The sequence below is a fragment of the Marinobacter sp. M1C genome (assembly GCF_023314135.1).
In the GTDB taxonomy this organism is placed as follows: domain Bacteria; phylum Pseudomonadota; class Gammaproteobacteria; order Pseudomonadales; family Oleiphilaceae; genus Marinobacter.
This window is the reverse complement of record NZ_CP092289.1, coordinates 404313-429064: the sequence shown is the minus strand read 5'-3', so window position 1 is coordinate 429064 and position 24752 is coordinate 404313. Positions and strand designations below refer to the sequence as shown.

Annotated in this window: 22 protein-coding genes; 15 read left to right on the top strand and 7 right to left on the bottom strand. The window is 53.4% G+C overall.

Going from position 1 to position 24752, the window contains the following annotated elements:
- The first annotated feature begins 14 nt into the window (after positions 1-14).
- From MIH19_RS01950 to csiR, 4 genes are all read left to right on the top strand, one after another.
- Positions 15-1502 (top strand): FAD-linked oxidase C-terminal domain-containing protein, encoded by a 1488-nt coding sequence (locus MIH19_RS01950; RefSeq protein WP_249007318.1) that lies wholly within the window; start codon positions 15-17, stop codon positions 1500-1502.
- The gene (glcE, locus tag MIH19_RS01945) at positions 1495-2553 is read left to right on the top strand and encodes a glycolate oxidase subunit GlcE (protein WP_249007317.1); all 1059 of its coding nucleotides are present in this window, start codon (positions 1495-1497) and stop codon (positions 2551-2553) included. Before MIH19_RS01950 ends, glcE begins: the two co-directional genes overlap by 8 nt.
- A 15-nt stretch (positions 2554-2568) precedes the next feature.
- Positions 2569-3777, top strand: a complete 1209-nt coding sequence (glcF, locus tag MIH19_RS01940; RefSeq protein WP_249007316.1) for a glycolate oxidase subunit GlcF — start codon at positions 2569-2571, stop codon at positions 3775-3777.
- A gap of 66 nt (positions 3778-3843) precedes the next feature.
- Positions 3844-4554: a DNA-binding transcriptional regulator CsiR gene (gene csiR / locus MIH19_RS01935; protein WP_249007315.1), complete on the top strand. Its 711-nt coding sequence runs from the start codon at positions 3844-3846 to the stop codon at positions 4552-4554.
- A 103-nt stretch (positions 4555-4657) separates the two neighbouring features.
- Here csiR and MIH19_RS01930 read toward each other — a convergent pair whose 3' ends face one another.
- The 3 genes from MIH19_RS01930 to dctP form a co-directional block, all read right to left on the bottom strand.
- Positions 4658-5977: a TRAP transporter large permease subunit gene (locus tag MIH19_RS01930; RefSeq protein WP_249007314.1), complete on the bottom strand. Its 1320-nt coding sequence runs from the start codon at positions 5975-5977 to the stop codon at positions 4658-4660.
- Positions 5978-6070: 93 nt separating this feature from the next.
- Entirely contained in the window at positions 6071-6607 is a 537-nt protein-coding gene (locus tag MIH19_RS01925) for a TRAP transporter small permease subunit (protein WP_249007313.1), read from the bottom strand.
- Positions 6600-7619: a TRAP transporter substrate-binding protein DctP gene (dctP, locus tag MIH19_RS01920; RefSeq protein ID WP_249007312.1), complete on the bottom strand. Its 1020-nt coding sequence runs from the start codon at positions 7617-7619 to the stop codon at positions 6600-6602. Before dctP ends, MIH19_RS01925 begins: the two co-directional genes overlap by 8 nt.
- Before the next feature lie 303 nt (positions 7620-7922).
- On the opposite strand from dctP, the gene MIH19_RS01915 reads away from it, so the two are divergent.
- From MIH19_RS01915 to MIH19_RS01895, 5 genes are all read left to right on the top strand, one after another.
- Positions 7923-9149 (top strand): acyl-CoA dehydrogenase, encoded by a 1227-nt coding sequence (locus MIH19_RS01915; RefSeq protein WP_249007311.1) that lies wholly within the window; start codon positions 7923-7925, stop codon positions 9147-9149.
- 24 nt (positions 9150-9173) lie between these two features.
- Entirely contained in the window at positions 9174-10397 is a 1224-nt protein-coding gene (locus MIH19_RS01910) for a CaiB/BaiF CoA-transferase family protein (RefSeq protein WP_249007310.1), read from the top strand.
- A gap of 45 nt (positions 10398-10442) precedes the next feature.
- Positions 10443-11888 (top strand): NAD-dependent succinate-semialdehyde dehydrogenase, encoded by a 1446-nt coding sequence (locus tag MIH19_RS01905; protein ID WP_249007309.1) that lies wholly within the window; start codon positions 10443-10445, stop codon positions 11886-11888.
- Between the two features lie 30 nt (positions 11889-11918).
- Positions 11919-13190, top strand: a complete 1272-nt coding sequence (locus MIH19_RS01900) for an aspartate aminotransferase family protein (protein ID WP_249007308.1) — start codon at positions 11919-11921, stop codon at positions 13188-13190.
- Positions 13191-13290: 100 nt separating this feature from the next.
- Positions 13291-13494, top strand: a complete 204-nt coding sequence (locus tag MIH19_RS01895; protein ID WP_249007307.1) for a hypothetical protein — start codon at positions 13291-13293, stop codon at positions 13492-13494.
- 203 nt (positions 13495-13697) lie between these two features.
- Here the strand turns inward: MIH19_RS01895 and MIH19_RS01890 are convergent, their stop codons facing one another.
- The 3 genes from MIH19_RS01890 to MIH19_RS01880 are packed head-to-tail and all read right to left on the bottom strand — an operon-like array spanning position 13698 to position 18313.
- Positions 13698-16172: an EAL domain-containing protein gene (locus tag MIH19_RS01890; RefSeq protein ID WP_249007306.1), complete on the bottom strand. Its 2475-nt coding sequence runs from the start codon at positions 16170-16172 to the stop codon at positions 13698-13700.
- Between the two features lie 15 nt (positions 16173-16187).
- On the bottom strand, positions 16188-17255 hold the full coding sequence (locus MIH19_RS01885; RefSeq protein ID WP_249007305.1) for a spermidine/putrescine ABC transporter substrate-binding protein: 1068 nt from the start codon (positions 17253-17255) through the stop codon (positions 16188-16190).
- Positions 17256-17287: 32 nt separating this feature from the next.
- Complete coding sequence (locus tag MIH19_RS01880; RefSeq protein WP_249007304.1) at positions 17288-18313, bottom strand: spermidine/putrescine ABC transporter substrate-binding protein; 1026 nt, start codon at positions 18311-18313, stop codon at positions 17288-17290.
- 557 nt (positions 18314-18870) lie between these two features.
- Between MIH19_RS01880 and MIH19_RS01875 the strand changes: the two genes are divergently transcribed.
- The 3 genes from MIH19_RS01875 to MIH19_RS01865 all read left to right on the top strand — a co-directional run bounded on the left by MIH19_RS01875 (position 18871) and on the right by MIH19_RS01865 (position 22367).
- On the top strand, positions 18871-21456 hold the full coding sequence (locus tag MIH19_RS01875; protein ID WP_249007303.1) for an EAL domain-containing protein: 2586 nt from the start codon (positions 18871-18873) through the stop codon (positions 21454-21456).
- Between the two features lie 115 nt (positions 21457-21571).
- Entirely contained in the window at positions 21572-21784 is a 213-nt protein-coding gene (locus MIH19_RS01870) for a hypothetical protein (protein ID WP_249007302.1), read from the top strand.
- Between the two features lie 163 nt (positions 21785-21947).
- The gene (locus tag MIH19_RS01865; RefSeq protein WP_249007301.1) at positions 21948-22367 is read left to right on the top strand and encodes a hypothetical protein; all 420 of its coding nucleotides are present in this window, start codon (positions 21948-21950) and stop codon (positions 22365-22367) included.
- Positions 22368-22538: 171 nt separating this feature from the next.
- Here the strand turns inward: MIH19_RS01865 and MIH19_RS01860 are convergent, their stop codons facing one another.
- On the bottom strand, positions 22539-23165 hold the full coding sequence (locus tag MIH19_RS01860; protein WP_249007300.1) for a heme-binding beta-barrel domain-containing protein: 627 nt from the start codon (positions 23163-23165) through the stop codon (positions 22539-22541).
- A 236-nt stretch (positions 23166-23401) separates the two neighbouring features.
- Here MIH19_RS01860 and MIH19_RS01855 point away from each other — a divergent pair, with 236 nt between their 5' ends.
- From MIH19_RS01855 to MIH19_RS01845, 3 genes are all read left to right on the top strand, one after another.
- A complete protein-coding gene (locus MIH19_RS01855) occupies positions 23402-23929 on the top strand; it encodes a LuxR C-terminal-related transcriptional regulator (protein ID WP_249007299.1) in 528 nt (175 codons plus the stop codon).
- A gap of 151 nt (positions 23930-24080) precedes the next feature.
- Complete coding sequence (locus MIH19_RS01850) at positions 24081-24527, top strand: YaiI/YqxD family protein (RefSeq protein WP_249007298.1); 447 nt, start codon at positions 24081-24083, stop codon at positions 24525-24527.
- Positions 24528-24559: 32 nt separating this feature from the next.
- Positions 24560-24751, top strand: a complete 192-nt coding sequence (locus MIH19_RS01845; RefSeq protein ID WP_249007297.1) for a hypothetical protein — start codon at positions 24560-24562, stop codon at positions 24749-24751.
- Position 24752 lies beyond the last annotated feature (1 nt).

Genomic DNA, 24752 nt, shown 5'->3' with positions numbered 1-24752 from the left:
GCCGGAGTTGCGTAATGAACATTGACAGAAAACCGTTAAACACTGCCGCCAGCAAGCCTGGCAAAGCCGAGTTGGCAAAGATGTTTCGGGAATTCATTGATCCACAATTCGTCATTACCGACGAAGAAACGCTCAAGCCCTACGAGTGTGACGGCCTGTCAATGTATTGCGTTATGCCGCTGCTGGTGGTGCTGCCAGAGACCGTAGAACAGGTGCAGCAGGTAATGCGCCTGTGCCACCAGTACGGAATTCCGGTGGTCGCCCGCGGCGCTGGCACCGGCCTGAGTGCGGGCGCCATGCCCGACGCTGGCGGTGTGGTGTTGTCGCTCGCCAAGTTCAACCGCATTCTGCACATCGATCCGCTTGCGCGTTCGGCGCGTCTGCAATCCGGCGTGCGTAACCTGGCCATCAGTGAAGCCGCCGCCGACTATGATCTCTACTACGGTCCAGACCCATCCTCCCAGATCGCCTGCACCATCGGCGGCAATGTGGGTGAAAACTCCGGCGGTGTGCATTGCCTTAAATACGGGCTAACCACCCACAACATTCTCAGCGTCGAGATGGTTACCGTAGACGGTGAGCGTGTGGTGATCGGCAGCGATGGCCTGGACAGCTGTGGCATGGACCTGCTGGCGCTGATTACCGGCTCTGAAGGCCTGCTGGGAATCATTACCGAAGTACAGGTAAAGCTGTTGCCAACCCCGGAAATTGCGCGGGTCATTATGGCTGGGTTCGGCACGGTTGATGAAGCAGGCGCGGCTGTCGGCGGCATTATTGCCCAGGGCATCATCCCCGCCGGGCTGGAAATGATGGACAGCCATGCCATCATAGCCGTAGAAGCCTTTACCGGCGCGGGCTACCCGGTGGAAGCCGCCGCCCTACTGCTGTGCGAGGTAGACGGTACCAAGGAAGAAGTACAGGAACACATCGAAAAAGCCGAAGCCCTGTTCCGGGATTTTGGCGCCACCTCCATTCGTACCTCAAAAGACGATGCTGAGCGAGCCCTGCTCTGGAAAGGCCGCAAGAACGCCTTTCCTGCCATGGGCCGAATTTCTCCGGACTACTACTGCATGGACGGCACTATTCCCAGGGCGCACCTCGGTCAAGTACTGAACGAGATGCAAGACATGTCAAAGCGATTTGGCCTGCGCGTCGCCAACGTATTTCACGCCGGTGACGGCAACCTGCACCCGCTGATCCTGTTTGATGCCAACAAAGAGGGCGAACTGGAGCGCGCAGAAGCCTTTGGCAGCGACATCCTAGAGCTTTGCGTTAAAGTGGGCGGCTGCATTACCGGCGAACACGGTGTTGGCGTAGAGAAAATCCGCCAGATGCCCATGCAGTTTACGGACCCCGAAATTGAACAGCTAAATGCCGTCAAAAGCGCCTTCGACCCTCAGGGAACCTTGAACCCGGGCAAGGGCGTACCCACCCTGCGCAATTGCCAGGAATACCGAGCCATTAACGCCAAACCACAGGCCCCGGAAATGCAGCATGCCTGACATCACCAAGCACCTTCAGCAACAGATCAACGAAGCCCGTAGCCAGGGCCACAAACTGGCCATTGTGGGCGGTGGCAGCAAGCAGTTCATGGGCCGCAAGATCAACGCCGAGCAACTGGACGTTGGCGGCCATAGCGGTATTGTTGACTACCAGCCGCTGGAGTTGGTTTTAACCGTTCGCGCTGGCACGCCGCTGAGCGAAATCGAAACCGCACTGGCCGAGAAAAACCAGATGCTGTCGTTCGAGCCACCGTACTTTAGCGACCGCTCCACCATCGGTGGCACCCTGGCCTGCAACCAGTCCGGCCCGGGCCGACCCTGGTGGAACTCGGTGCGTGACCAGGTACTGGGCGTGAATCTGATTAACGGCAAAGGCGAGAGGCTGCGTTTTGGCGGTCAGGTGATGAAAAACGTTGCGGGCTACGACGTCTCACGCACCCAGGCAGGCGCCATGGGCACGCTTGGCGTCATGACAGAAATCAGCTTGAAGGTTTTACCCAGACCGGCAATCACCCTGACCCTGTCACGGGAAATGGAGCATTCCGAAGCCATACGTTTTATGAGCGCCCGGGCCGCCGAGCCCAAGCCTTTGTCCGGCGCCTGTTGGCTGGATGGTACGCTGTATTTACGACTGTCCGGCGCCCACTCTGCGGTGGAAGCCACGGCCAAGCAGTGGGATATACCGGTAATGGCAGACGGCAACACCTTCTGGCAACAATTGCGCAATCAGCAATTAGAATTCTTTGCGGGCGAGCAACCGCTTTGGCGTTTCTCCATAAACTCCACCGCGGCAACGCCACCGCTAACAGGCCCCTGGCTGCTGGACTGGGCTGGCTCCCAACGCTGGTACCGTGGCGATGGCGAAATGGCCACCATGGAAGCCCATGCCGAGAAAGCCGGCGGACAGGTCAGCCTGTATCGCGGCGGTGACCGCACCGGCGAAGTCATGCACCATCAGCAGCCCGCTCTCCAAACCATCCAGAAACGACTGAAACATTCCTTTGATCCAGACGCCCTTTTCAATCCCGGGCGGCTCTACAGCTGGTTGTAACCTAGCAGGTGCTCAATGAAGACCAACCTTGTTGCTGAATTTCAGAACACTGCGGAGGGCCTGGAAGCCGAATCCATATTGCAGGCCTGCGTCCATTGCGGTTTTTGCACCGCAACCTGCCCGACCTATCAGGAACTCAATGACGAACGTGACGGCCCTCGGGGTCGCATCTACCTGATTAAGGAGCTGTTGGAAGGCGCTGAAGTCACCAGCAAAACCCGCGACCATCTGGACGGCTGCTTGACCTGCCGCGCCTGCGAAACCACCTGCCCCTCCGGTGTCCAATACGGTCGTCTGATAGATATTGGCCGTGGCGTGATTGAGGAAAAGCTGGAACGCCCGCGTAACGAGCGGTTAATGCGGCTGGCATTGCGAAAAATATTGCCGTACAGCAGCCGATTCGGGCCGCTGCTGGCGCTTGGGCAAACGTTCAGGCCCCTACTTCCAGAGGCCCTGAAATCCAAGGTGCCGCCGCGACGCAAAGCCTCACCCTGGCCCACTGCCAGACACCCCCGGGTGATGATGGGGCTGGCCGGTTGCGCACAATCCTCCGCTGCCCCCACGACCAATGCGTCAACGGCGCGAGTGCTGGACAAGCTTGGAATTACTCTGGTAGAGGCTCCGAAAGCTGGATGTTGCGGCGCCGTCAGTTATCACCTGTCGGCCCATGAGGAAGGTTTAAACTTCATGCGCAACAACATCGACGCCTGGTGGCCCGCCATTGAAGCCGGAGCCGAGGCCATAGTGATGACCGCCTCTGGCTGTGGCGCCATGGTGCAAGACTATGGCCACCTGCTTCGCGACGACCCGGTGTACGCCCAAAAAGCCAAGCGCGTCAGTGAACTGATGAAAGACATCAGTGAAGTGTTGCTGGCCGAAGATCTGGAAAAGCTCGATCTGCAGGCATCCGCCGACAAAATAGCCTTCCACTGCCCCTGCACCCTGCAGCACGCCATGCAGAAAAATGGCCTGGTGGAACAGGTGCTGACCAAAGTCGGTTTTAACCTGGCCAAAACCAAAGACAAACACCTGTGCTGCGGTTCCGCGGGCACCTACTCGATCATGCAGCCGGAAATGAGCCAGAAGCTGTTGAAGAACAAACTCGAGGCGCTGGCCCTGGACCAACCTGACCGCATCGTCACCGCCAATATTGGCTGCCAGCTGCATCTGGAAACCAAGGCAAAGGTGCCGGTACAGCATTGGGTGGAACTGCTGGACCGATGAGTCCACTCCACTGCTTTCAATCGATTTATGCTATGATTTGAGGTCAATTTTTCGAACCTGTTAACCATGAATCTGAACACACGCCAAGAAGAGCAGGCGGATATCAGAGAGAACCTCGGTGTCCGCGCATACAAGCTGCTAAAGAATGACATTATCAAGGGTCAGTTCCACCCCGACGAGAAGCTACGTATGAGCATCTTGAAGGAGCGCTACGACCTCGGTATCGGGCCGCTACGCGAAGCCTTGTCGCAATTGGTAGCCGAGCAATTAGTCGTGGCCATCAGCCAGAGAGGCTATCGCGTTTCTCCAATGTCGCTTGCAGAATTGCATGATATTTACGATGCGCGCGCAGAGCTGGAAGCCATGATGCTTGGCCTGGCGATTGAACGGGGTGATGACAACTGGGAAGCGGACATATTGGCCCGAAACTATCAGCTCGCTAAAGTGAGTGAAACCCATACCCCCGGCTCACTGCTGGAAGTATGGGATGCCCGCCATAGCCAATTCCATATCGCTCTGGTTTGTGGTTGCCGTTCTCCTCAGCTAATGAAGGTGCGGGACGGGCTTTTTGATAAAGTTCAGCGCTATCGCCATGTCTGGCTGAAAGAAACCGTTTTTTCCAGCGAGGCCTTAGAAAAAAAGCGCCAGGAGCACGCTGCGCTTGTGGAGGTTACTCTTGCACGCCGCAAAGAAGAGGCCGAGAAGATGATGCGCGAACACCTGATGACGCCTGTGCCGATCATCACTGCAGTCATGCAACAGCAAGGAACTGCCTGAAACCAGTATTCTGCAAAAAGGCCCGTTAAAAATAAAAAAGGGGAGAACGTTATCGTTCTCCCCTTTTTTATTTTTACTACCTGTAAAGCAGGCGGTGCGTTTTTTAAAACAACAAGCCGGGCAGCCACAGCGCAATGCTCGGAAAAGCGACAACCAATGCAAGACCGAAAAGCTGCAAGCCAACGTAGGGCATCGCCGAGTAATAAATATCCACAATGGTGATGGACTTAGGCGCCACCGATCGCATGTAGAACAGGTTGTAGCCAAAGGGGGGCGTTAAATACGCTGATTGCATACTGAGAACAAACAACACCGCAAACCAGGTGGTATCGAAACCAAGATCGCGCACGATTGGCACGTAAATCGGGATGGTGATGAACAGGATGGCAAAGTCATCCAGAAACATCCCCAGCACGAAGAAGGTGGCCAGCATTATAATGATGACAGCATAGGGCGACAGCGAGAACGCATCGATTAAGTCACTGACAATCATGTCAGCACCTAACCCCATGTAAATCCGACTGAAAAACACCGCTGCTATCGCAATCCACAACAGCATGCCGGTGATTTTTGTGGTGGTCAGCATAACGTAACGCAGCAAACTCCAGCTCAGTCGCCCGTGCATGGCTGCGATCAGGAGCGCTCCGGCAGCGCCTACCGCAGACGCCTCAGAAGGAGACGTTACGCCACCAATAATGCAGCCCAGTACCGTTGTGACCAGAATGCCCGGAGAGATAAGGTGGCGCAGAGAGATAAATTTCTCTTTAGCGGTAAAGCGCTCTTCCACCGGCGCTGCGGGGCCCAGTGCCGGGTTCAAGCGGCAGCGTATAAGTATATATGCCATGTAAATGCCCGCCAGCATCAAACCCGGCATCAAACCCGCAGCAAACAGCTTGCCCACAGATTCGCGTGCAAGAAACGCATAGACGATCATCACGACGCTCGGCGGGATCAAAAAGCCGAGTGCCCCGCCGGCCATAATGGTACCGGTAGCCAGCTTTTTATCGTAACCGCGTTTAAGCATTGCAGGCAGGGCAATAATACCCAGGCTTACGGTCGCCGCACCCGAGACGCCAGCCATAGCGGCTATAAGGGCACAAATCAAAACGGTGCCAACACCAAGACCGCCAGGAAGCCGGCCCATCAGCTTGTGTATCATCTCAAAAAGATCGTCAGTGATCCCTGAGCGCTCCAGCACCAGCCCCATAAATATGAACAAAGGGAGTGCAACCAGCAGAAAGTTGTCCATGGTGCTGAAGGCTGACGAGAGCAGAAATTGCAGCCCGCCAGGGCCGAACATCAGATAGGCACTGCCCATGCCTGATATCATGAGTGCCCAGGCCAACGGAGCACCAATTACCATCAGCACGATCATGGAGCAAAACATGATCGCAGTGATGGTAATGGGGTCTAAATTTGTCATCGAAAAAGCCCTTTCAGGGTATACCTGAATGTGTTTCTTATTGCGTCACAATTTAACATCATCGCGCTGCCTGTCTTACCGGGGGAGCCTTCACTATTCGTCCGTGTCAATTCTCGGGTCGTCAAAAGGAACGCCCGAAAGGCGGACTAAAGCACGAACAAGCTCGGCTATGGACTGCAGGATCAGAAGTCCGACAGCAACAGGGATTGTGGCTTTGATGGGCCATACCAGTGGGCGCCAGATGCTGCTGTTGGAGTACTCGCCTATCTGCCATGAGCGGTACGCGAACTCCAAAGCCATTTTGAAAAACACAGCCAGAATGAGAATGCCTAATGCGTACACAATCACGTCGCAGAAGGCCTGCCCACGCAACGGAAATAAACGATAGATAACGTCGCTGCAAACATGCTGCCGGTGGAGCAGCGTATAGCTTCCGGCCATAATGCTCAGCGCGCCGAAAAACATCGTTGCCAGCTCGTGCCCCCACACGGTGGGGGCGTTGAAAATATAGCGGGCAGCGACTTCATACAGCAGTACACCGATGATACCTAACGTCAGCCAGGAGGTGGCCCGGCCGACCCATTCGGAAAGCCCATCCTGGAAACGAAGATAGCGGGTAATCTTACTCACTGAGGCGGCCTTTCGCTTTGGCGTTTTTAATCAGGATTTCCACCGCGCGTGCGTTGCGCTCAGAACGGGCAGCTTCTTCTTTCCAGATGGGGAGGGAAGCTTCTGCCAAGGCTCGAGAATCCGCCTCTGGCAACTTGGAGAATTTAAACATCGTGCCTTCGTCGATCAGGCGCTGATTGCCTTCTTCAAGCCAGTTGTGAACGTCAAGCAGGTATTGATCAAGCTCTGCCTGAAGAATCTGCTGCTGCTCGCCGCTCATCTTGTCCCAGGTATCCGGGTTAATAAGCATGTTTTCTGTCCAGCCCGGATTAAGAAGGTTCAGGTCAGTGTAGTAACCGGCCACCTCGTTGATACGCAGCTGTTCGTATTCTACCGGGCCACCATAGACAGCGCCGTCGATAACGCCGGTTGAAAGAGCGATGTAAAGCTCTTCACCTGGAATGAAGGCGGTCGGAATATCAAACTTCTGCAGCACCGTGGCAATAGAGCTGGTGGCCCGGATACGCATATCGCCAAGATCTTTCAGGCTGGTGACCGGCTTAGTCGTCACCAGGCCGTAATCACTGCCGAAGCCGCGTCCGATCAGCTTGACGCCTTTTTCTTCGTAGGCTTCTGCAATTATTTTATCCAACCCCTGGTTGGTGAAAATATCGCGGGCTTCTTCCACACTCACCCAGGCGCCTGGCAAGCCCGCTTCAATGGTGCCGATACCAACGGTACCCGGCCAGTAGCTGCCTACACCGTGGGCAATACTGATGCTGCCCTGCGCAACGGCTTCCACAAACTGATCACTATCGACCAGTTCACCGCCCCGGAAAAACTGGATCTGCAGAGACCCATCACTGGCTTCCTTGACGCGGTCGCTCAAATCAGCGGCGATTTGGTCAACTTCTGTGCCGTAAAACGTATGCATGCGCAGACGCATCGTTTCAGCGTAAGCCGCCTGGCTGGCAAGTACGGAAACCGCAAGGGAGGTGGCAAGAACGCTTTTCACGAATGCTGAGAGCTTCATAACAGGAACCTTTTTATAAAGAATGTTGTTGTTTGTTGTCGATGCACGGGGGTATCCAGAACACATTGCATAAATCTAGTGTAGTCCCATGTAAACTAAACATGCCATAAAATTTCGACGAATTTGAAAAATATCCACATTATTCAGACATTCGAATAAGTCGCTTTTATATACAGTCTATTCCTGCTTTTGGTGGTCTTGCACCAAGCGGCATCATGTCCATTCGGTGTCAAAGAGCCCACCCGGGTTTCGCGCACTTAAAATTATTTTGACGTTTTGTTAAAATGTAGATATTTTGTCTAAATGCTTCTTGCACCACCAACCGCCATTATCTGTTTAGGAGTTTTGACGATGAGCCATTTTAATTGGGACGATCCACTACTGCTGGAACAGCAGTTGACTGATGAAGAGCGCCAGATTCGCGACGCTGCCCATGACTACTGCCAGGAAAAACTCCAACCGCGGGTTTTGTCAGCGTTTCGCGAGGAACGTTTTGACCGCGAAATCATGAGCGAGATGGGCGAACTCGGCTTGTTGGGTGCAACGGTCTCACCGGAATACGGTGGCTCGGGCGTTAATCACGTTTCTTATGGATTGATTGCGCGCGAAGTTGAGCGCGTTGACTCCGGTTACCGCTCGGCCATGAGCGTGCAGTCATCGCTGGTGATGTACCCCATCGAAGCTTATGGCTCGGAAGAGCAGAAGCACAAGTACTTACCCAAACTTGCCAGCGGCGAACTCGTTGGTTGTTTCGGTCTGACAGAGCCAGACCACGGCTCCGACCCAGGCTCGATGATTACCCGTGCGGTGAAAGTCGACGGTGGCTATTCTCTCACCGGCGCCAAAATCTGGATTACCAACAGTCCGATTGCCGATATCGCAGTGGTATGGGCAAAATCCGCTGCCCACGATAACCAGATCAAAGGCTTTATTGTTGAACGCGGCACCAAAGGATTCAGCACGCCGAAAATCGAAGGCAAAGTGTCTCTTCGTGCGTCTGTTACTGGCGAAATCGTGTTGGACGATGCGTTTGTACCAGAAGAGAATTTGCTACCGAACGTCAGCGGCTTGAAAGGCCCGTTTGGTTGCCTGAACAAAGCCCGCTTCGGTATCGCTTGGGGCGTAATGGGCACGGCTGAATTCTGCTGGCACGCAGCACGTCAGTACACCCTGGACCGCAAGCAGTTTGGCCGTCCATTGGCTGCTAACCAATTGGTTCAGAAAAAACTCGCCGACATGCAGACCGAGATCACCTTGGGTTTGCAGGCAGCGTTGCAGGTGGGTCGCTTGATGGATAGCGGCAACTGGGCCCCAGAGATGGTTTCGCTGATCAAGCGCAATAACTGTGGCAAGGCACTGGACATCGCTCGTCAGTCGCGTGACATGCACGGCGGCAACGGCGTTTCCGACGAGTACGGCGTGATTCGCCACATGGTGAATCTGGAATCGGTTAACACCTATGAAGGCACGCACGACATACATGCGCTGATTCTGGGCCGGGCTCAAACCGGCATCCAAGCCTTTTTCTGATTTTTCTAACGGCAGGTGTGCACCATGGCAGGTCCCTTAAAAGAGTTGCGCGTACTTGATCTTAGCCGCGTGTTGGCTGGCCCCTGGACGACCCAGATTCTGGCGGACATGGGGGCCGAGGTTATCAAGATCGAGAAGCCCGATAGCGGCGATGATACGCGTCACTGGGGGCCGCCCTGGCTCCAGGCCGCGGATGGCCAGGAAACCCGCGAGTCTGCTTATTACCTCGCGGCCAATCGCGGTAAACATTCACTAACAGTGGATATCAGTCAACCTGAAGGTCAGGCGCTGATTCGCGAACTCGCTTGCCAAAGCGACATTCTGGTCGAAAACTTCAAAAGCGGTGGTCTTGCGAAGAAGGGGTTGGACTACGCCACGCTCTCGGCGCTCAACCCGGGCTTGATTTATTGCTCAATCACGGGCTTCGGGCACACCGGGCCTATGTCAGAAATGCCGGGCTACGACTACCTGATTCAGGCCCAGGGCGGATTGATGAGCATTACCGGGGCGGCAGACGGCCAGCCTGGCGCCGGCCCCAAACGCGTTGGTGTAGCGGTGGCGGATTTAACCACCGGCATGAACGCCACCATCGCCATACTGGGCGCGTTATACCACCGGACACAAACAGGCGAAGGGCAGCATATCGATATAGCGCTGCTGGACGTACAGGTGAGCTGGCTCGCCAATCAGGCGCAAAACTACTTCTGCAGTGGCAAGCCCCCGGTACGTACCGGTGATTACCACCCCAACCTTGTCCCCTATCAGCCGTTTCCTACGTCTGACGGCCAGCAGATCATTATTGCCATCGGGAATAATGGACAGTTTCAGCGCTGGTGCGAGACCATTGGCCTCGGCGAGATTGCCCAAGACGTGCGTTTTGCGACCAATGCTGAGCGAGTGAAACACCGCGTTGAGCTCATCGAGATTTTAGTAAGCGTGACCAAAACACGCACGCTCAAACAGTGGACGGTGCTTCTCAACGAGATTGGCGTGCCCTGCGGTCCGATTCAGGACATCGCCCAGGTATTCGATGATCCGCAGGTTAAGGCGCGCGGAATGCAGATAACACTCGATTCCGCTTATGGCCCGGTGAAAGGGGTGGCCAATCCGATCAAATACTCGAAAACGACGATTGAATACCACAAAGCGCCGCCAGCGCTGGGCGAAGATACAGACGCCGTGCTTGAGCGTGTGTTGCAAAAATCCGCCAGTGAGATAGCAGCGCTAAAAACGAAAGGCGTGGTTTAGCGCCTGAAGCGTTTGCCGGCTTAAATAAAAACAAAGGAAAAGACCATGGAAACATTGCCCGATATTTTAATACCAAAAGCCTTTATTGGCGGTGAGTGGCGCGATGCGAAGACGTATTTTTCTGTCACAGACCCAGCCAATGGCAAGGTATTGGCGGAAATACCCGATTTAGGCCGTGAAGAAACGCTGGAAGCCGTAGCAGCGGCAGAAGCCGCCTGGCCGAACTGGAAGCGGCGAACCGCCAAAGAACGAGCGAACCTCTTGCGCGCCTGGTTTGAAGCCATCATGGCTCACCAGGAAGACCTCGCCCGGCTGATGACCTTGGAGCAAGGCAAGCCAATTGCGGAGTCACGGGGTGAGGTTGCCTACGGGGCTTCCTTCGTGGAGTTCTACGCTGAAGAAGCAAAGCGTATGGCCGGCGAAACCTTGCAAAGCCACGGTGTTGATAAGCGTATTCTGGTGTTTCGGGAATCAATCGGCGTTGTCGCGGCGGTAACGCCCTGGAACTTCCCGCTGGCGATGATTACCCGCAAATGCGCCCCGGCGTTAGCCGCAGGCTGCACAGTCGTGATCAAACCCGCAGAAGCGACACCCCTGACAGCTTTGGCACTTGTTCGTTTAGCGGAACTTGCCGGGCTTCCTGCCGGCGTCATTAACGTGATCACGGCCAGCCAGCCGGCCGCCGTGGGCGATGTGTTGACCACCGATCCCCGCGTACGCAAATTTTCGTTCACAGGTTCTACGGCGGTCGGCAAAAAGTTACTCGCCCAGTGCGCAGGTACCGTTAAAAAAGCGTCAATGGAATTGGGTGGCAACGCACCTTTTATCGTGTTTGATGATGCCGATCTTGATGCTGCGGTAGAAGGTGCCATTGCTTCAAAGTACAGAAATTCCGGGCAGACTTGCGTCTGTACCAACCGTTTTCTGGTTCAGTCCGGCGTTTATGACGCCTTCATCGAAAAGCTTGCAGCACGCGTCCAGCAGCTAAAAGTTGGCAATGGATTAGGCGCAGGTGTGTTGCAAGGGCCGCTGATCAACCAGGCCGCGGTAGAGAAAGTCGAAGCACATATTGCTGATGCACTGGAAAAGGGCGCGCGTTTGATATGCGGCGGCAAAGCCCATGCCCTGGGCGGCACCTTCTTTGAGCCGAGCATCATTGCAGATGCCACCAGTGACATGCGTGTGGCCCAGGAAGAGACCTTCGGTCCGTTAGCACCGGTATTCCGCTTTGACACCGACGAACAGGCCATCGCTATGGCGAATGCCACGAACTCTGGCCTGGCCGCTTACTTTTACGCAAAAGATTACCGGCGTATCTGGCACGTTATGGAAGGGCTGGAGTACGGCATGGTAGCCGTGAACGAAGGTATTCTTTCAACGGAGCTGGCGCCTTTTGGCGGAGTAAAAGAGTCTGGGCTTGGGCGTGAAGGTTCCCGTCACGGGCTAGACGAGTTTACCGAGCTGAAATACGTGTGTGTGGGCGGTCTTTAAGCACCGCTGCCGATTAATAAGGAAAAGTTGATGAACAACGCGCAATTGAACGAACTGAAAAACAAATATGTCGCCAACGGCGCCGCCAGCCCCGCCACACAGTTTGCGGATCGTGCAGAGAATGCCGTGATTTGGGACGCGGATGGCAATCGTATTATCGACTTCGCCGGTGGTATCGGGGTATTAAACATTGGCCATTGCCACCCGAAAGTTGTGGCGGCGGTACAGGCCCAGGTAGCAAACCTGATGCACACGTGTCAGATCGTGATTCCCTATGCAGGGTATGTCAAAGTTGCCGAGAAACTGAGCCAGTTGGCTCCGGTGCGCGGCCACGGCAAAGTTATGCTGGTGAACTCCGGTGCGGAAGCTCTGGAAAATGCGGTTAAGATTGCGCGGGCAGCAACAGGCAAAAACAACGTTATCTGCTTTGACGGCGGCTACCACGGCCGTACGCTTTTTACGATGGCAATGAACGGTAAAGTAGCCCCCTATGCCGGCGATTTTGGCACCATGCCGGGCAACGTGTTCCGTGCGCCCTACCCGGTGCCGTCTCTTGGCGTCAGCGAGGAAGAAGCGATTCGCAGATTGCACACAACGCTTAAGACCGATGCTAACCCGCGCGACACAGCCGCGATCGTTATTGAACCGGTTCTGGGCGAAGGTGGTTTTCATCCCGCACCGGCGAGTTTCCTCAAAGCGATTCGCGACATCTGCGATGAGCACGGCATGCTGATGATCGTTGATGAAGTTCAGTCTGGCTTTGGCCGTACCGGAAAAATGTTCGCCATTGAACACAGTGGCGTACAGCCCGACCTGATAACCATGGCCAAGAGCATGGCGGCTGGCATGCCTATCTCTGCGATTGTGGGCACCGACAAGTATATGGACGCCTCTGGCCCGAACTCGCTGGGCGGAACCTACTCTGGAAGCCCCGCATCCTGCGCGGCCGTATTGGCCGTGCTTGAGGTGTTTGAAGAAGAAAACATTCTGGCGCGAAGCATGGCCCTGGGCGAGAAACTTGGGCAGCGCTTCACACAATGGCAGGAGCAATTTGCCAGCGTTGAGAATGTGCGTCATCTGGGTTCCATGGCGGCCTTCGATCTGGTCACAGCAGACCATAAGCCAAACGCGGAACTGACGGCGGCCATGTGCAAGCTAGCGCGCGAGAAGGGATTGATCCTTATTGCCTGTGGCTTCTACGGCAACACACTTCGTTTCCTGATGCCAGTCACCATTGAAGAAGAGGTACTAGACGAAGGCCTGGCAATCGTTGAAGCATGTCTTGCGGAGCTTGCAGCTTAAGCTCTCGCACCTATAGCACCTATAGCACCTATAGCACCTATACAAGCTATTCCAGCGTTAACTATCCGGCTATAGTAGAGACATTTCCCGGAGGCAAAACATGAGCATGTCTGAAAGAGGGAGTGGCACCAGTGTTTACTCTTGGAAGATGTCGGCGGTGCTGTCCGTCGCCTCTATCATTGGCGCAGTGGTCAGCTTCGGCGATGTCTCGCCAATTATCACAGGTTTGATGTTACTAGCCGCTGTTGGCTGGGCCTTTACCGCCAGGGACAACAGGCGCGAATTGGGGAAAAGCGAAGCCTAAACGTATTAGCTACGCATCAGCTCATCGAACGCCAAGCGAAACGCGCTCATTGCGCTAACCTGCAGTTTACTGAATTACCTCGAGCACGCCGGCGATTTCGCCGGACTCCTGTTCAAGCCGTTGAACCTGCCTTGAAGACGAGGTTACTATTTTTGAAATAGTGTCCTCCAATTTTTTATGTGCAAACGAATAACAACGCGTCTTCAGTATGGCTTGGGGAGTTCAATGTTTTTTCTACTCTTCAAAAACTCCGTCATCTCCGCTACTGGCAACGGCCGGCACAGCAGGTAGCCCTGAAGTTGATCACACCCTTCCTCCGCCAGACGAGCCGCTTGCTCGGGCGTTTCGACACCCTCAGCGGTTGACTGTAGCCCCAGACTTTTAGCAATAAACAGAACAGCCGAAACGATCGCTGCATCTTTCGGGTCTACCAGCATATCTCGCACGAAGCTTTTATCGATTTTGAGTTTGCCTATAGGCAACTCTTGCAAAAGGCTCAAAGAAGAGTAACCGGTACCAAAATCGTCCAGTGAAATAGTGATCCCTTTTTGACGCATTGCGTTCAAATCGCCGATGACTTCCGGCCGAATTCTCATCAGAGCGGTTTCTGTAATTTCGAGCTCCAACTGCCCAGCGCGAAGCCCGTTATCCTTCAACACCTGCTCGACAATCGTGACAAGGTCTTGGCGCTGTAACTGTATGGCAGAGACATTGACGGAAACACTGGCATCGGTGAACCCCGCGGCATGCCACGCGCTCAATTGACGCCCCGCCTCACGCAGAACCCACTCACCCAGCGGCAGGATTAAGCCGCTCTCCTCGGCGACAGGAATAAACCTGTCGGGCGGAATAATGCCCTCAAGCGGATCATGCCAGCGCAGCAGCGCTTCAAGCCCAACAATTTTGCCTGTTCTGGCCTGTACCAGCGGCTGATAATAAAGCACCAGCTCGTTGTTTTTTAATGCGCGCCTTAGCCGGCCTTCCAGCGATATGTGTTCGAGCGCCGCAAGATTGTAGGAAGCGGAATAAAACTGGTAATTGTTGCGCCCCTGCTCTTTGGCCTGATACATGGCGGCATCGGCGCGTTTTATCAGGTCATCCACATCGCTACCGTCCCCGGGGAACAGTGAAATCCCGATACTGCAACCGCTGTATATTTCGTTATCATTAAAATAAAACGGCAGCCTCATTATATCCAGAATACGCGAGGCAACCTTGGCCGCATCCCGGGAGCTGCCGACGCTCGATAGCAGAACGATAAACTCGTCGCCACCCAGGCGAGCGAGCACATCCGGCGCACTGTGAGAGACTTCCTGGTGGATAACGTCTTCCGCCCGCAGGACGACTTGAAGGCGAGTAGCCATTTCCATGAGGAGTTGATCGCCCACCTGATGCCCTAATGTGTCGTTCACTCGCTTGAAGTTGTCCAGGTCAAGGAACAATACGGCCATTCTACGGCTCTCACGGCGGGCAAAAGAGATCATTCGGCGAAGAGTCTGATGAGCCTGAAATCGATTAGGCAAACCCGTCAAGCTGTCGTGATAGGCTAAGCGTTCAACCTTGACCCGTGACTTTTCCAGGTTGCCTGCCATCTCCTGAAAGCTCAACGCCAGCTTGCCCAGCTCGTCGTTGGTAGATAACGCGATCTTCGGCGCCAGGTTTCCGCGCCCAATCTCGCGAACGGCGCCCATCAGCTGCTTCAATGGACGAACCATAAGAACATTCATGGAAATTAACAGCGCAAAAATCAGCAGCATTATCGTGCCAAGTACAATCCAGCCAACAATACTCCCCAACCGCTGACTTTCTTTAAGCAGCTCTTCCTTCGGCAGTATGCCGATCAGCAGCAGGCCCTCGTGCAAACGCCGGGTCGCTAACAGACTGTCCGCCTCTTGATAAAGCGCAGGCACCAACTGATCGCTTTTCCCGGTTTTTAAAACCGCCTTCAACAGCGGCGCTGATATGGTCCGGCCCAGCTGGGAGGGGTCCTGATGGAAAAGAATCTCGCCGTTTTCATTAATAATAAGTGTATGACCTTTTTCGCCAATCCGGCTGTTGGCCATCTGCTCCGCCATGAAACCCAGCCCCATGGTGACGACCAGATAACCTCGCACCGCCGGCTTGCCGTTTAGCGGGTCTTGAGTAGTCAGATCGATCAAACGCACGGGCCGCGCGACCTGTAGCGATACCGTATGGCTGTCAGGGGGAGTGGAAACCTGGACAAATGCATCGCCCTTGAACCGGCTGAGTTCTTGAAAGAACGGTGTATCGCCTTCTTCTTCGGTGATATTGGGTATCGGTATCAGGGTGGTACGAGCGTCTTCATAACCATCTGGTAGCAGGAAGCGGATCTCGGTGTAATCGGGATAGGCGCGCAAATAGCTGGAAAACAACTTCAACAACGAAGGCAGCATCAATACATACCGTTCTTCCTCGTCTTCCGTCAGCGCGTACGCACGCATCAACGAGGCATCGGCAAACAGTTTGGCGTTCGCCTTGGCAACGTCCTGATGCATCTGGAAATTGCGCGCCATTTGATCCATTAACGTTGTCATCTGGATCGAACTGCGCTCTACCGCGGTTGAACGTAGCTGTTCATAGGCAAGCCACCCTGTTATCAGCAGCGGAATCACCGCTAGGGGTACAACAACCAACAGTACCTTGGCGTGAAGACGCATGTAGTAATACCCGATTCAGTTTACGAGGCGCGAAAAAATCGCTGCACGGGTTTTTTGCGTCCGGACGGGCAGGCGGTGGTAGGTTTCCGACTTTTCCAGCGCCTTATCGTTTGGGTAGATAACTGGATCGTTCTTGAACTCAGCCGGAAGCAATGCTTCGGCGGCCCGATTCGGCGTGGCAGAATAGACAAACTGCGCCAGCCGCGCCGCGATCTCCGGCTCGTTGAGAAAATTGATGAACTGTTTGGCGGCGGCCTTATTGGCAGAGGCACTGAGAACACTTATATAATCGACCCAGATATTACTGCCCTCCTTCGGGAGGACAAACGCAATCTCGTCATGGTGTTCCTGGACCATCGAGGCATAGGAGTTATACATCATGCTCATGGCCACCTGACCATTCACCAAAGCGGAATTTGCATCCCGGGAAACGGCTTTGTAGGTTTTAACGGCCGGCGCCTGCGCCTGGAGTAGCGCCTCGGCTTCCTTGAGCTCTTGTATGTCGGTGCTGTTGAGCGAATAACCCAATGCCTTCAGTGCCACGCCAATCAGGTCTCTGGTGCCGCTGATCATCGCCACCCTGCCAAGCAGTTCCTCGGCGGGCTGCAACAAATCCATCCAGCTTGTAACCGGAAAAGCTACCAGGTCCTGGCGGTAGGCTATACCCAGCGTTCCCCAGAAGTAAGGCACGCTGTACACTCCGGCCTCCTCGTGGACAGTGCGCCAGCGCGGATCGATACATGCCAGGTTGGGAATATCCGTTTCATCAATAGGTTCAAGCCAGCCACGTTTTGCCAGAATCCGAATCGAGGGACCATCGATAATCGCCAGATCAAAGCCTCTACCCCCCGTTCCAAGCAGAAGTTCATCCCGGGCGGCATCAGACTCGAAATAGGTTTGTTTCACCGTAACGCCGGTGCGTTGTTTGAACTCCTCCAGAATCTGCGGATCCATATAATCCGACCAATTAAGGAATAGCAGTTCCGTTGGCTCTGACGCCTGCAGCGGACAGCTGAGCACAATCAAGGTAAGCGCCAAGCACAAGGCCTTGTATTTGCTTATGCAGGCTTTTTTTTTATTCATAATAACAGGCCAATAAGATAAGGGTTCGGCGATCAGTAGACAATCCGCGAGAAAATGGCCGCGCGATTCTTATGAGCCCGAGGTGGCAGGCGACGATAGGCTTCCGAATTTTCCAGCGCCTCGCCACTCGGGTAGATAACAGGATCATTCCTGAAATCCACCGGCAGCAATGCTTCAGCGGCTAGGTTAGGCGTCGCATAGTAGACGTACTGCGCAAGCCGCGCGGCTATCTCCGGCTCATTAAGAAAATTGATGAACCGTTTGGCTTCAGCCTTTCGGGGGGAGGCGCTAAGAACGCTCAGATAATCGGTCCAGATATTGCCGCCCTCTTTGGGAAGTACAAAAGCAATATTGTCGTTATATTCCTGCAACATCCGGGTATCGCCGTTGTACATCATGCTCATGACAACCTCGCCGGTTAACAACGCGGAATCTTCGTTCAGGGAAAGATAGCGGTAGGTGTTAACCGCCGGAGCCTGTGCTTCCAACAGCGCCTCGGCCTCTTTCATCTCATCCTCGTTGGTGCTGTTGAGCGAGTAACCCAAAGCCTTGAGAGCGGCACCGATCATATCCGCGCTGTCGCCAATCATGCTGATTTTACCGTGCAGTTCCTCTACCGGCTGTAACAGGTCCATCCAGCTTGAAACGGCGAAGGGAACCAGATCCTGACGATAAACAATACCAATCGTACCCCAGAAATAGGGCACGCCAAAATCTTCGGCTTTTTCAAATTCGATGCGCCGACGTGGATCAATGTGCTTCAGATTAGGGACACTCGACTCATCAAGGCGCTCGAGCCAACCGCGTTTCGCCAGAATTCTGATGGAAGCGCCATTGATGAGCGCCACATCGAAGCCTTTACCTTCGGTGTCGAGCAGAAGTTCGTCCCTGACAGTGTCAGAATCGAAATAGCTTTGCTTTACCGTGATACCTGTGAGCTGTTCGAATTCCGCGATAATTTCCGGATCCATATAATTTGGCCAGTTCAGGAACACCAGTTCCTTCGATTCTGCCGCTTGCGCAAAAACAGCGGTAAAGAGCAAAAAAAATGTGATCACTTTAGCCTTACGAAAACACATGACGTTCCCCATCGATCACAAACAACAGTCCTGTCGTTAACTCATTTCAGATAATAATCTACGGTTGTATTCAGCCACAATTGGCGATATTCCGCCGTTGAACCTGTGGGGCCATTGTTAGCCATAGTAACCCACACGACCTGAAAAAAATCAGCGCCTCCTGAAACTTCGCCATTGCCCGCCCGTAGCTGTCAGTAGCACATCCTCAAAAGGTTCCAACTCGGTGGGCACAACCAACCGTTAGGAGTGCGCCAAAGACGACGGTATGAAAACCGGAGCGTTTGAATATACCTTGGGCGCCAAAGAAGATGGCCCCATCAAGAAAGATGGCAAGCTGGTGATGTCTACCATCACCGCGCAGTAATTCTGTCGGGCACTTCAAACCTGAAAGACGAATTTTACAAAAATTAATCCAATCTGCCTAACTTAAAAAGTGGTACCGTTATGCTGTCTGCCGAAAGGCTCGAAATTGCTCTGAAGATTGTGCGTTAAGCGCTTCCCGTTCAGAGTTCCAACTCTGAACGGGGTACTTCGTTGTGAGCGACATTGAATTTTCTGTGCTGGAAGCGCAGCAGAAAATCCATGAACTGATTGCACAGCATCACCCGCTAGAACAGACCCTGGATGCAATAGCCGAATGGGTCAGTAGCATGATGCCCGGCGCACGGGTGTCGATCATGCGCTTTCATCCAGACACCAACAGCTTGAGCCTGATGCCCAGCGGCCGGTTTTCTGACGATTATTTTCGGGCCATGCAGGATATTCCGGTATCTGAGAACGTGGGCACCTGCGGCACGGCTGCATTCACCAAACAACTGGTTGTTACCGACAACATTCAGCAGGACAGCCGCTGGGACGGTTTCCACGACATCGCCAAGGCAGAGGGCGTACAAGCCTGCTGGTCTATGCCAATTTTAACCTCTGACAATGAACTCTTGGGCACCTTTGCCATCTACCATCCTGCACCCGCTAGCCCGACCGCAGAAGCTCGGTGCAATCTAGCCCGGGGCGCTGCTCTCGCAGCACTGGCCATTCTTCGCCACCGAGATGCTGAAGACCATTTGGTTCTCTCCGAGTGGCACCAGTCTCTGGTCGATAACCACCCTGATTGCGTGTACACCTTTGATCTGGACGGCTACGTTTTAAGTTGTAGCACGGCGGTGGAGCGCGTTACCGGTTATACCGCCGATAGCGTGCCAGGGCGGCACTTCGAATTCTTCGTTGAACCCGACTACCGCGCACTGACCCAGGTGGCGTTCGACAGAGCCCGAAACGGTGAGGCCCTCACCTACGAAACCGTGGCCAGCCACGCATCCGGCCACCCCTACCCCATGGAGATCACCAACTTCCCGGTCACCATTCGGGGTGAGATCGTTGGCGTTTACGGTATCTGTCGGGACATTACCGAACGCAAAAATCAGGATGCCGAACTGCACTTACTCAAACGCGGCATTGAGGCAAGCCCCAACGGTATCGTTATGGCAGACGCACGCAGCCCAGGCCTGCCGGTGGTCTATGCCAGCCCGGCGTTTTCCGAAATAACCGGCTATACCCACAGCGAAATCGTTGGGCATAGCTGGCACGTTCTTCATGGCGAAAACACGTCACCGGAAGCCGTCGAAGCCATAGAGCGCGGTTTGCGCCATCAAACCGAGATTAACGTCGAGCTGATTAACTATCGAAAAGACGGCACGCCTTTTTGGAACCATCTGCGGGTCAGCCCCGTATTTGACACGGATGGCCTTTGCACTCACTTCATTGGTCACCAACAGGATATTACCCATCACAAACAGCAGGAAGCGAAGATTACCTTCCAGGCAACCCATGATCTGCTCACCGGCTTGCCTAACGAGGCCTCGTTTAAAGAGACACTGCGTGATGCTCTTGCGGCCGATGGTGAGCGTGGGTCGTTAGTTGCCATGTGTCTAGGGCTAGATGGGTTCAAGCCCATCAATAAAGAACTGGGGCATCCTGTTGGCGACCAGATACTCAGGACCATTGGCCAGCGCCTGACCGCTCTGATCATGCCAGAGGTGACCGTCGCCCGGCTGGACGGAGATGAATTTGGCCTTTTGGTACTGGGCTACACCTACCGGAACGACGTCATTTATCTGGCCGAGCGCATCCTCGAACACCTTGCACAGCCGATCGATGTGGATGGCCAAATGGTTCACATCAGCGTCAGTATCGGAATTGCCTGTAACGGTGCGCATCCGGGCGCACCCCAAGAACTGCTTCAGTTTGCCGGCCTAGCTCTGGAACGAGCCAAACGGCAGGGACGAAATACCTGGCAGTGGTACAGCAGTCATAAAATCGAGCGCAGCCGGAACAGCGTAAATCTGCGGCATGACCTTCACGCCGCATTGAATGAAAATCAGTTTGAAATCTATTATCAGCCGCTGGTGGACGCCGTTACCGGGCGCATGCGCAGCGTAGAAGCATTGGTGCGCTGGCATCACCCTACTCGGGGGATGATCGCCCCCGGTGAATTCATTTCACTGGCCGAGCAGACCGGACAGATCGTGCCTCTGGGCCTTTGGATTCTCAGGCAGGCCTGCGCAGAAATGGCGGATTTCAATGCCAACCGGGAACGGGCATTGCGAGTTGCCGTCAACATCTCATCTCTACAATTTATTCGTGACGGCTTTCTTGACGACGTCCGCCGGGTGCTCAACGAAACCGGCATCCCACCCCAACTACTGGAACTGGAAGTGACCGAAAGCGTCTTGCTGGACGGCACGGCACCCGTCATTGAACTGATGGAAACTTTGAAAGCCCTGGGCGTGCGCGTCGCTCTGGATGATTTTGGAACGGGCTATTCCAGCCTGAGCTATCTTCGGGACCTGCCCGTTCACAAAGTGAAACTTGACCGCAGTTTTGTGGAGAAAGCTGCAACCGATCACCGGTTTGCGGCCATCGTCCAGGGCGTCATCACGATGGCCCACCACATGGATATGATCGTGGTTGCAGAAGGAATAGAAACACGGGAGCAGCAGGAAGACCTGGCCCGCAGGCACTGCGATATTTTGCAAGGGTACCTATTTGCCCGACCAATGCCTTTGGCTGAATTGAAGAAACTGCCTGATCTTTTGCCGGTAGATGCCTTGAAGGGAAGAAGTTGAAAGGAAAACCGGGACAGATCTCATTATTCATCCTGTTGCCTTTGCTCAAGACTGTTCGTTTCATTCCTGGCACCCGTTCGTCGTTACCCGAGCTCCGGAAAACCAAGTTTATTTTATGAGTTTAAATCGTGGTGAACCACATTTTGGTCAGTCAATCATCTGCTCTCCCTGGGTAGACGACAGAATAAAACCTACCGTATTTGGCCAGTCCAAGGAGTGTCGCGTGATCAACATCGATCTCGAACGGATCAAACAGGTTCGTCGGGATATTCCGTTCCGCAAGGATACACTGGAAACGTACCAGGCCCTTCCGGTACGGCGATCTTGAGGCCCAGCCGAGCTGCACCTTGAACCAAGCCGTACCTGGCGGGTCACTATGACTGAGCAGGAGGAAGGTCTGGCTCCGGTTCAGTGGCGCTCTGCTTTCAGCTTCCTGTCAGTTACGCCTGATATTGTAGAGCCTGCATCGAATATCAGAAGGAAAATTAATAATGGAAAATTTGATCTCAAATTCATCTTTTACTAGACCTGTAGCATTAATCTGGCCGGCCAAGCTGCGCTTAACCCACTGGCTAATCGCGCTGTCTCTGCTTGGCGGGGTAAGCCTTACTCAGCATGGTGAGTACGGACATTCTGAACTGGGCTGGATGGCTCTAGGGCTTTTGTTTGCCACTCAACTTAGATCTAACCAGGCGACTCTTTCCAGCCTGGCACTGTGGTTTATTACTGCTGTTTTGGTAGCTATTAATCTGAGCGGCTCAATAGCGCCCAATCAAACTATGCATATATCAGTTACTCTGATAGGCGTTCTACTTGGTGCATTTTATTTTGCAACAGTTGTCCTCGAAACAATTAACTGGTTAAGCGTCAGCCAATCGAAGAAAGATCCCGGAAAACCATTAACAGTATAAGATAAATTGCACTAACCTGGCTTTCCATTCGATATCAAATGCAGAAAATTTTTTCGTATAGGAAGAGATTTATTGTTATCGCAATTATGACTTTTAAGCTATAAAAAAGCCCCGCCTTGGTACCCATTACCAACCAAGGCGGGGCTTTCTGAAAAAATACTTACAACGTTATTAACGTACTCTCTTTAGTTTTGCGGCATCGGTATGAATAAAGTCTTTGCCATAGATATTGAGTTTTGTTGTTTGTGCGTAAGATAGGGTATTGGCACCGATGTCCATAGTCATGGAGAACGCTTGAGTCGTGGCATTTTCATTCATATATGAGGATTCTGAAATACCTCGATCAGGCGCGGTCAGCGTCATTTTTTTTCCGGCCTTACCCTCTGCTACAACGCAAACCGCTCTCGGTACGCAGTAGGAGTTGTACACCATCTGATTTTCTTTATCGTAAATCAGATAACCACGTTGATCATGAAACTTAGCATCATCGCGTTGTCTAAACACTTCTTGCTTGTAGTAGATTGCAACGAGAGACTGGTCGCTAGCATTGACGGCATCTGCGGCGGCTTCAAATGTTCTTACTTCGTAGAACGGCTCTACAGCTTGACCACCTTGCCCTGCAGCGGAATCTGTTCTTCCGGGTGCTAGGTCAACGCCAGGGCTAACCGTCTTCCATGAGCCGATGAGGGGTTGTAGTGGTCCGAAATCAGGTTCTTCTGCTGCGGCGAATCCGTTGAAGGACATTGATAAAGTAATTGATGTCAGGAGGATCACCGGTAGGGATCTAAAAGTTTTCATCTTTATTTCCATTTAAATGTTATTAGGAAAGGATACCTGGAGTTCGTTTTGGTGAGTACAACTCAGGCCTGAAACCAGATTTGATCTTACGTAATAACTGCCTGTGGCTCTATGGGAGCTGTATCCTTATGTAGCTCTAAGCGATTGTTTTTTACGCATGGGATATATATCACATACCTGAAATGGACATTAGAGTATGCGCAATCAAGCCCCCGGAGATGCAAGGTAAACTACTAATGAGACTCAATATTGAAGGCGTAATGATCGACGCAGGGAAATGGGACTTGATTACCCGGCTATTTTTTGTACTAATATTGATCACTAGCATAACGGACATAGTGACCAGTTTGTGGCTGGAGATAGACTCCTTACACATTGTGCAAGAGTCTGTTGTTTGTGTATTAACACTATCGTTGTTGCTAATGTTGTTTTTAAATAGTCGAGCCCATGCAACGCGAAATAGGCAGTTACGGAAAGAACTGGATGAAGCCAAAATTTATTCAGCGCAGGCATCTAAAGAGCTAATTTCTGCCAAACGAATTTTTGGTGAGGAAATATCAAATCAGTTCTCAAGCTGGGGCCTGACAAACAGTGAGTCAGACATCGCCTTGTTTACCTTAAAGGGCTTTAGTGCCAAGGAAATTGCTGACTTCAGAAACGTTTCTGAAAAGACCGTTCGAAATCAGTTAACCAGCATTTACAAAAAATCCGCCACCACAAGTAATGTCAGTTTTATCGCGTGGTTTATGGAAGATTTGTTGTAAGAAATCTGACCATTCCCTACATCAACGTCCAACCGTTTTTCTTCGAGATTACAAATGTGCAAAAAAATCACCTAACAACGGTCATTCGGCGCCCATCCGTCTAAGGCATCTGCTAAATTAACGACTAAACACCCACACCAAGGAATTCGTCATGGCCATATGGGTTGACGCCGACGCCTGCCCGGTGCCCATTCGCGAAATTATCTGCCGCGCGGCAGCGCGCTGGAAGGTAGACATCACGTTCATTGCCAACCACGTTGTTCCATTGCCACCGGGTCCGTTTATTCACACCCGCCAAGTGATGCAGGGGTTTGACGTGGCAGACAATGAAATTATGGATCAACTTAAAGCAGGGGATCTGGTAATCACACAAGATATCCCGCTGGCCGCAGAAGCCATTGAAAAGGGGGCAGATGTATTCAACCCCAGAGGCCAGGCATTCACCAAAGAGAATATTCGCCAACGCCTGGCCATGCGCAATTTTATGGAAGAGATGCGCAACGCCGGCCAGGTTACCGGCGGCCCTGCGCCCTTCGGCCAGAGCGACCGCAAAGAATTTGCGGACAAACTGGACCGCTGGCTGCAACGCAATCGATAGTTTTTTGTCGAAAACGGAACCGGGAGACTCCTATGCGAGTTTTAGAGCAAGCTGTTATCAGTTTTGTCTTATTGGCCTGGGCCCGTTCACCCACAGACCGGCGAAATCTGGACCCACGAACACGGCCCCGCGGCGGCTATGTCCGGTTTGGCCCTGACGGCGCTTTGTGGCTGCTGAGCGATGCCCGTAAGGGCAAACTTTACCGTATGGCACCCGCACAATAGT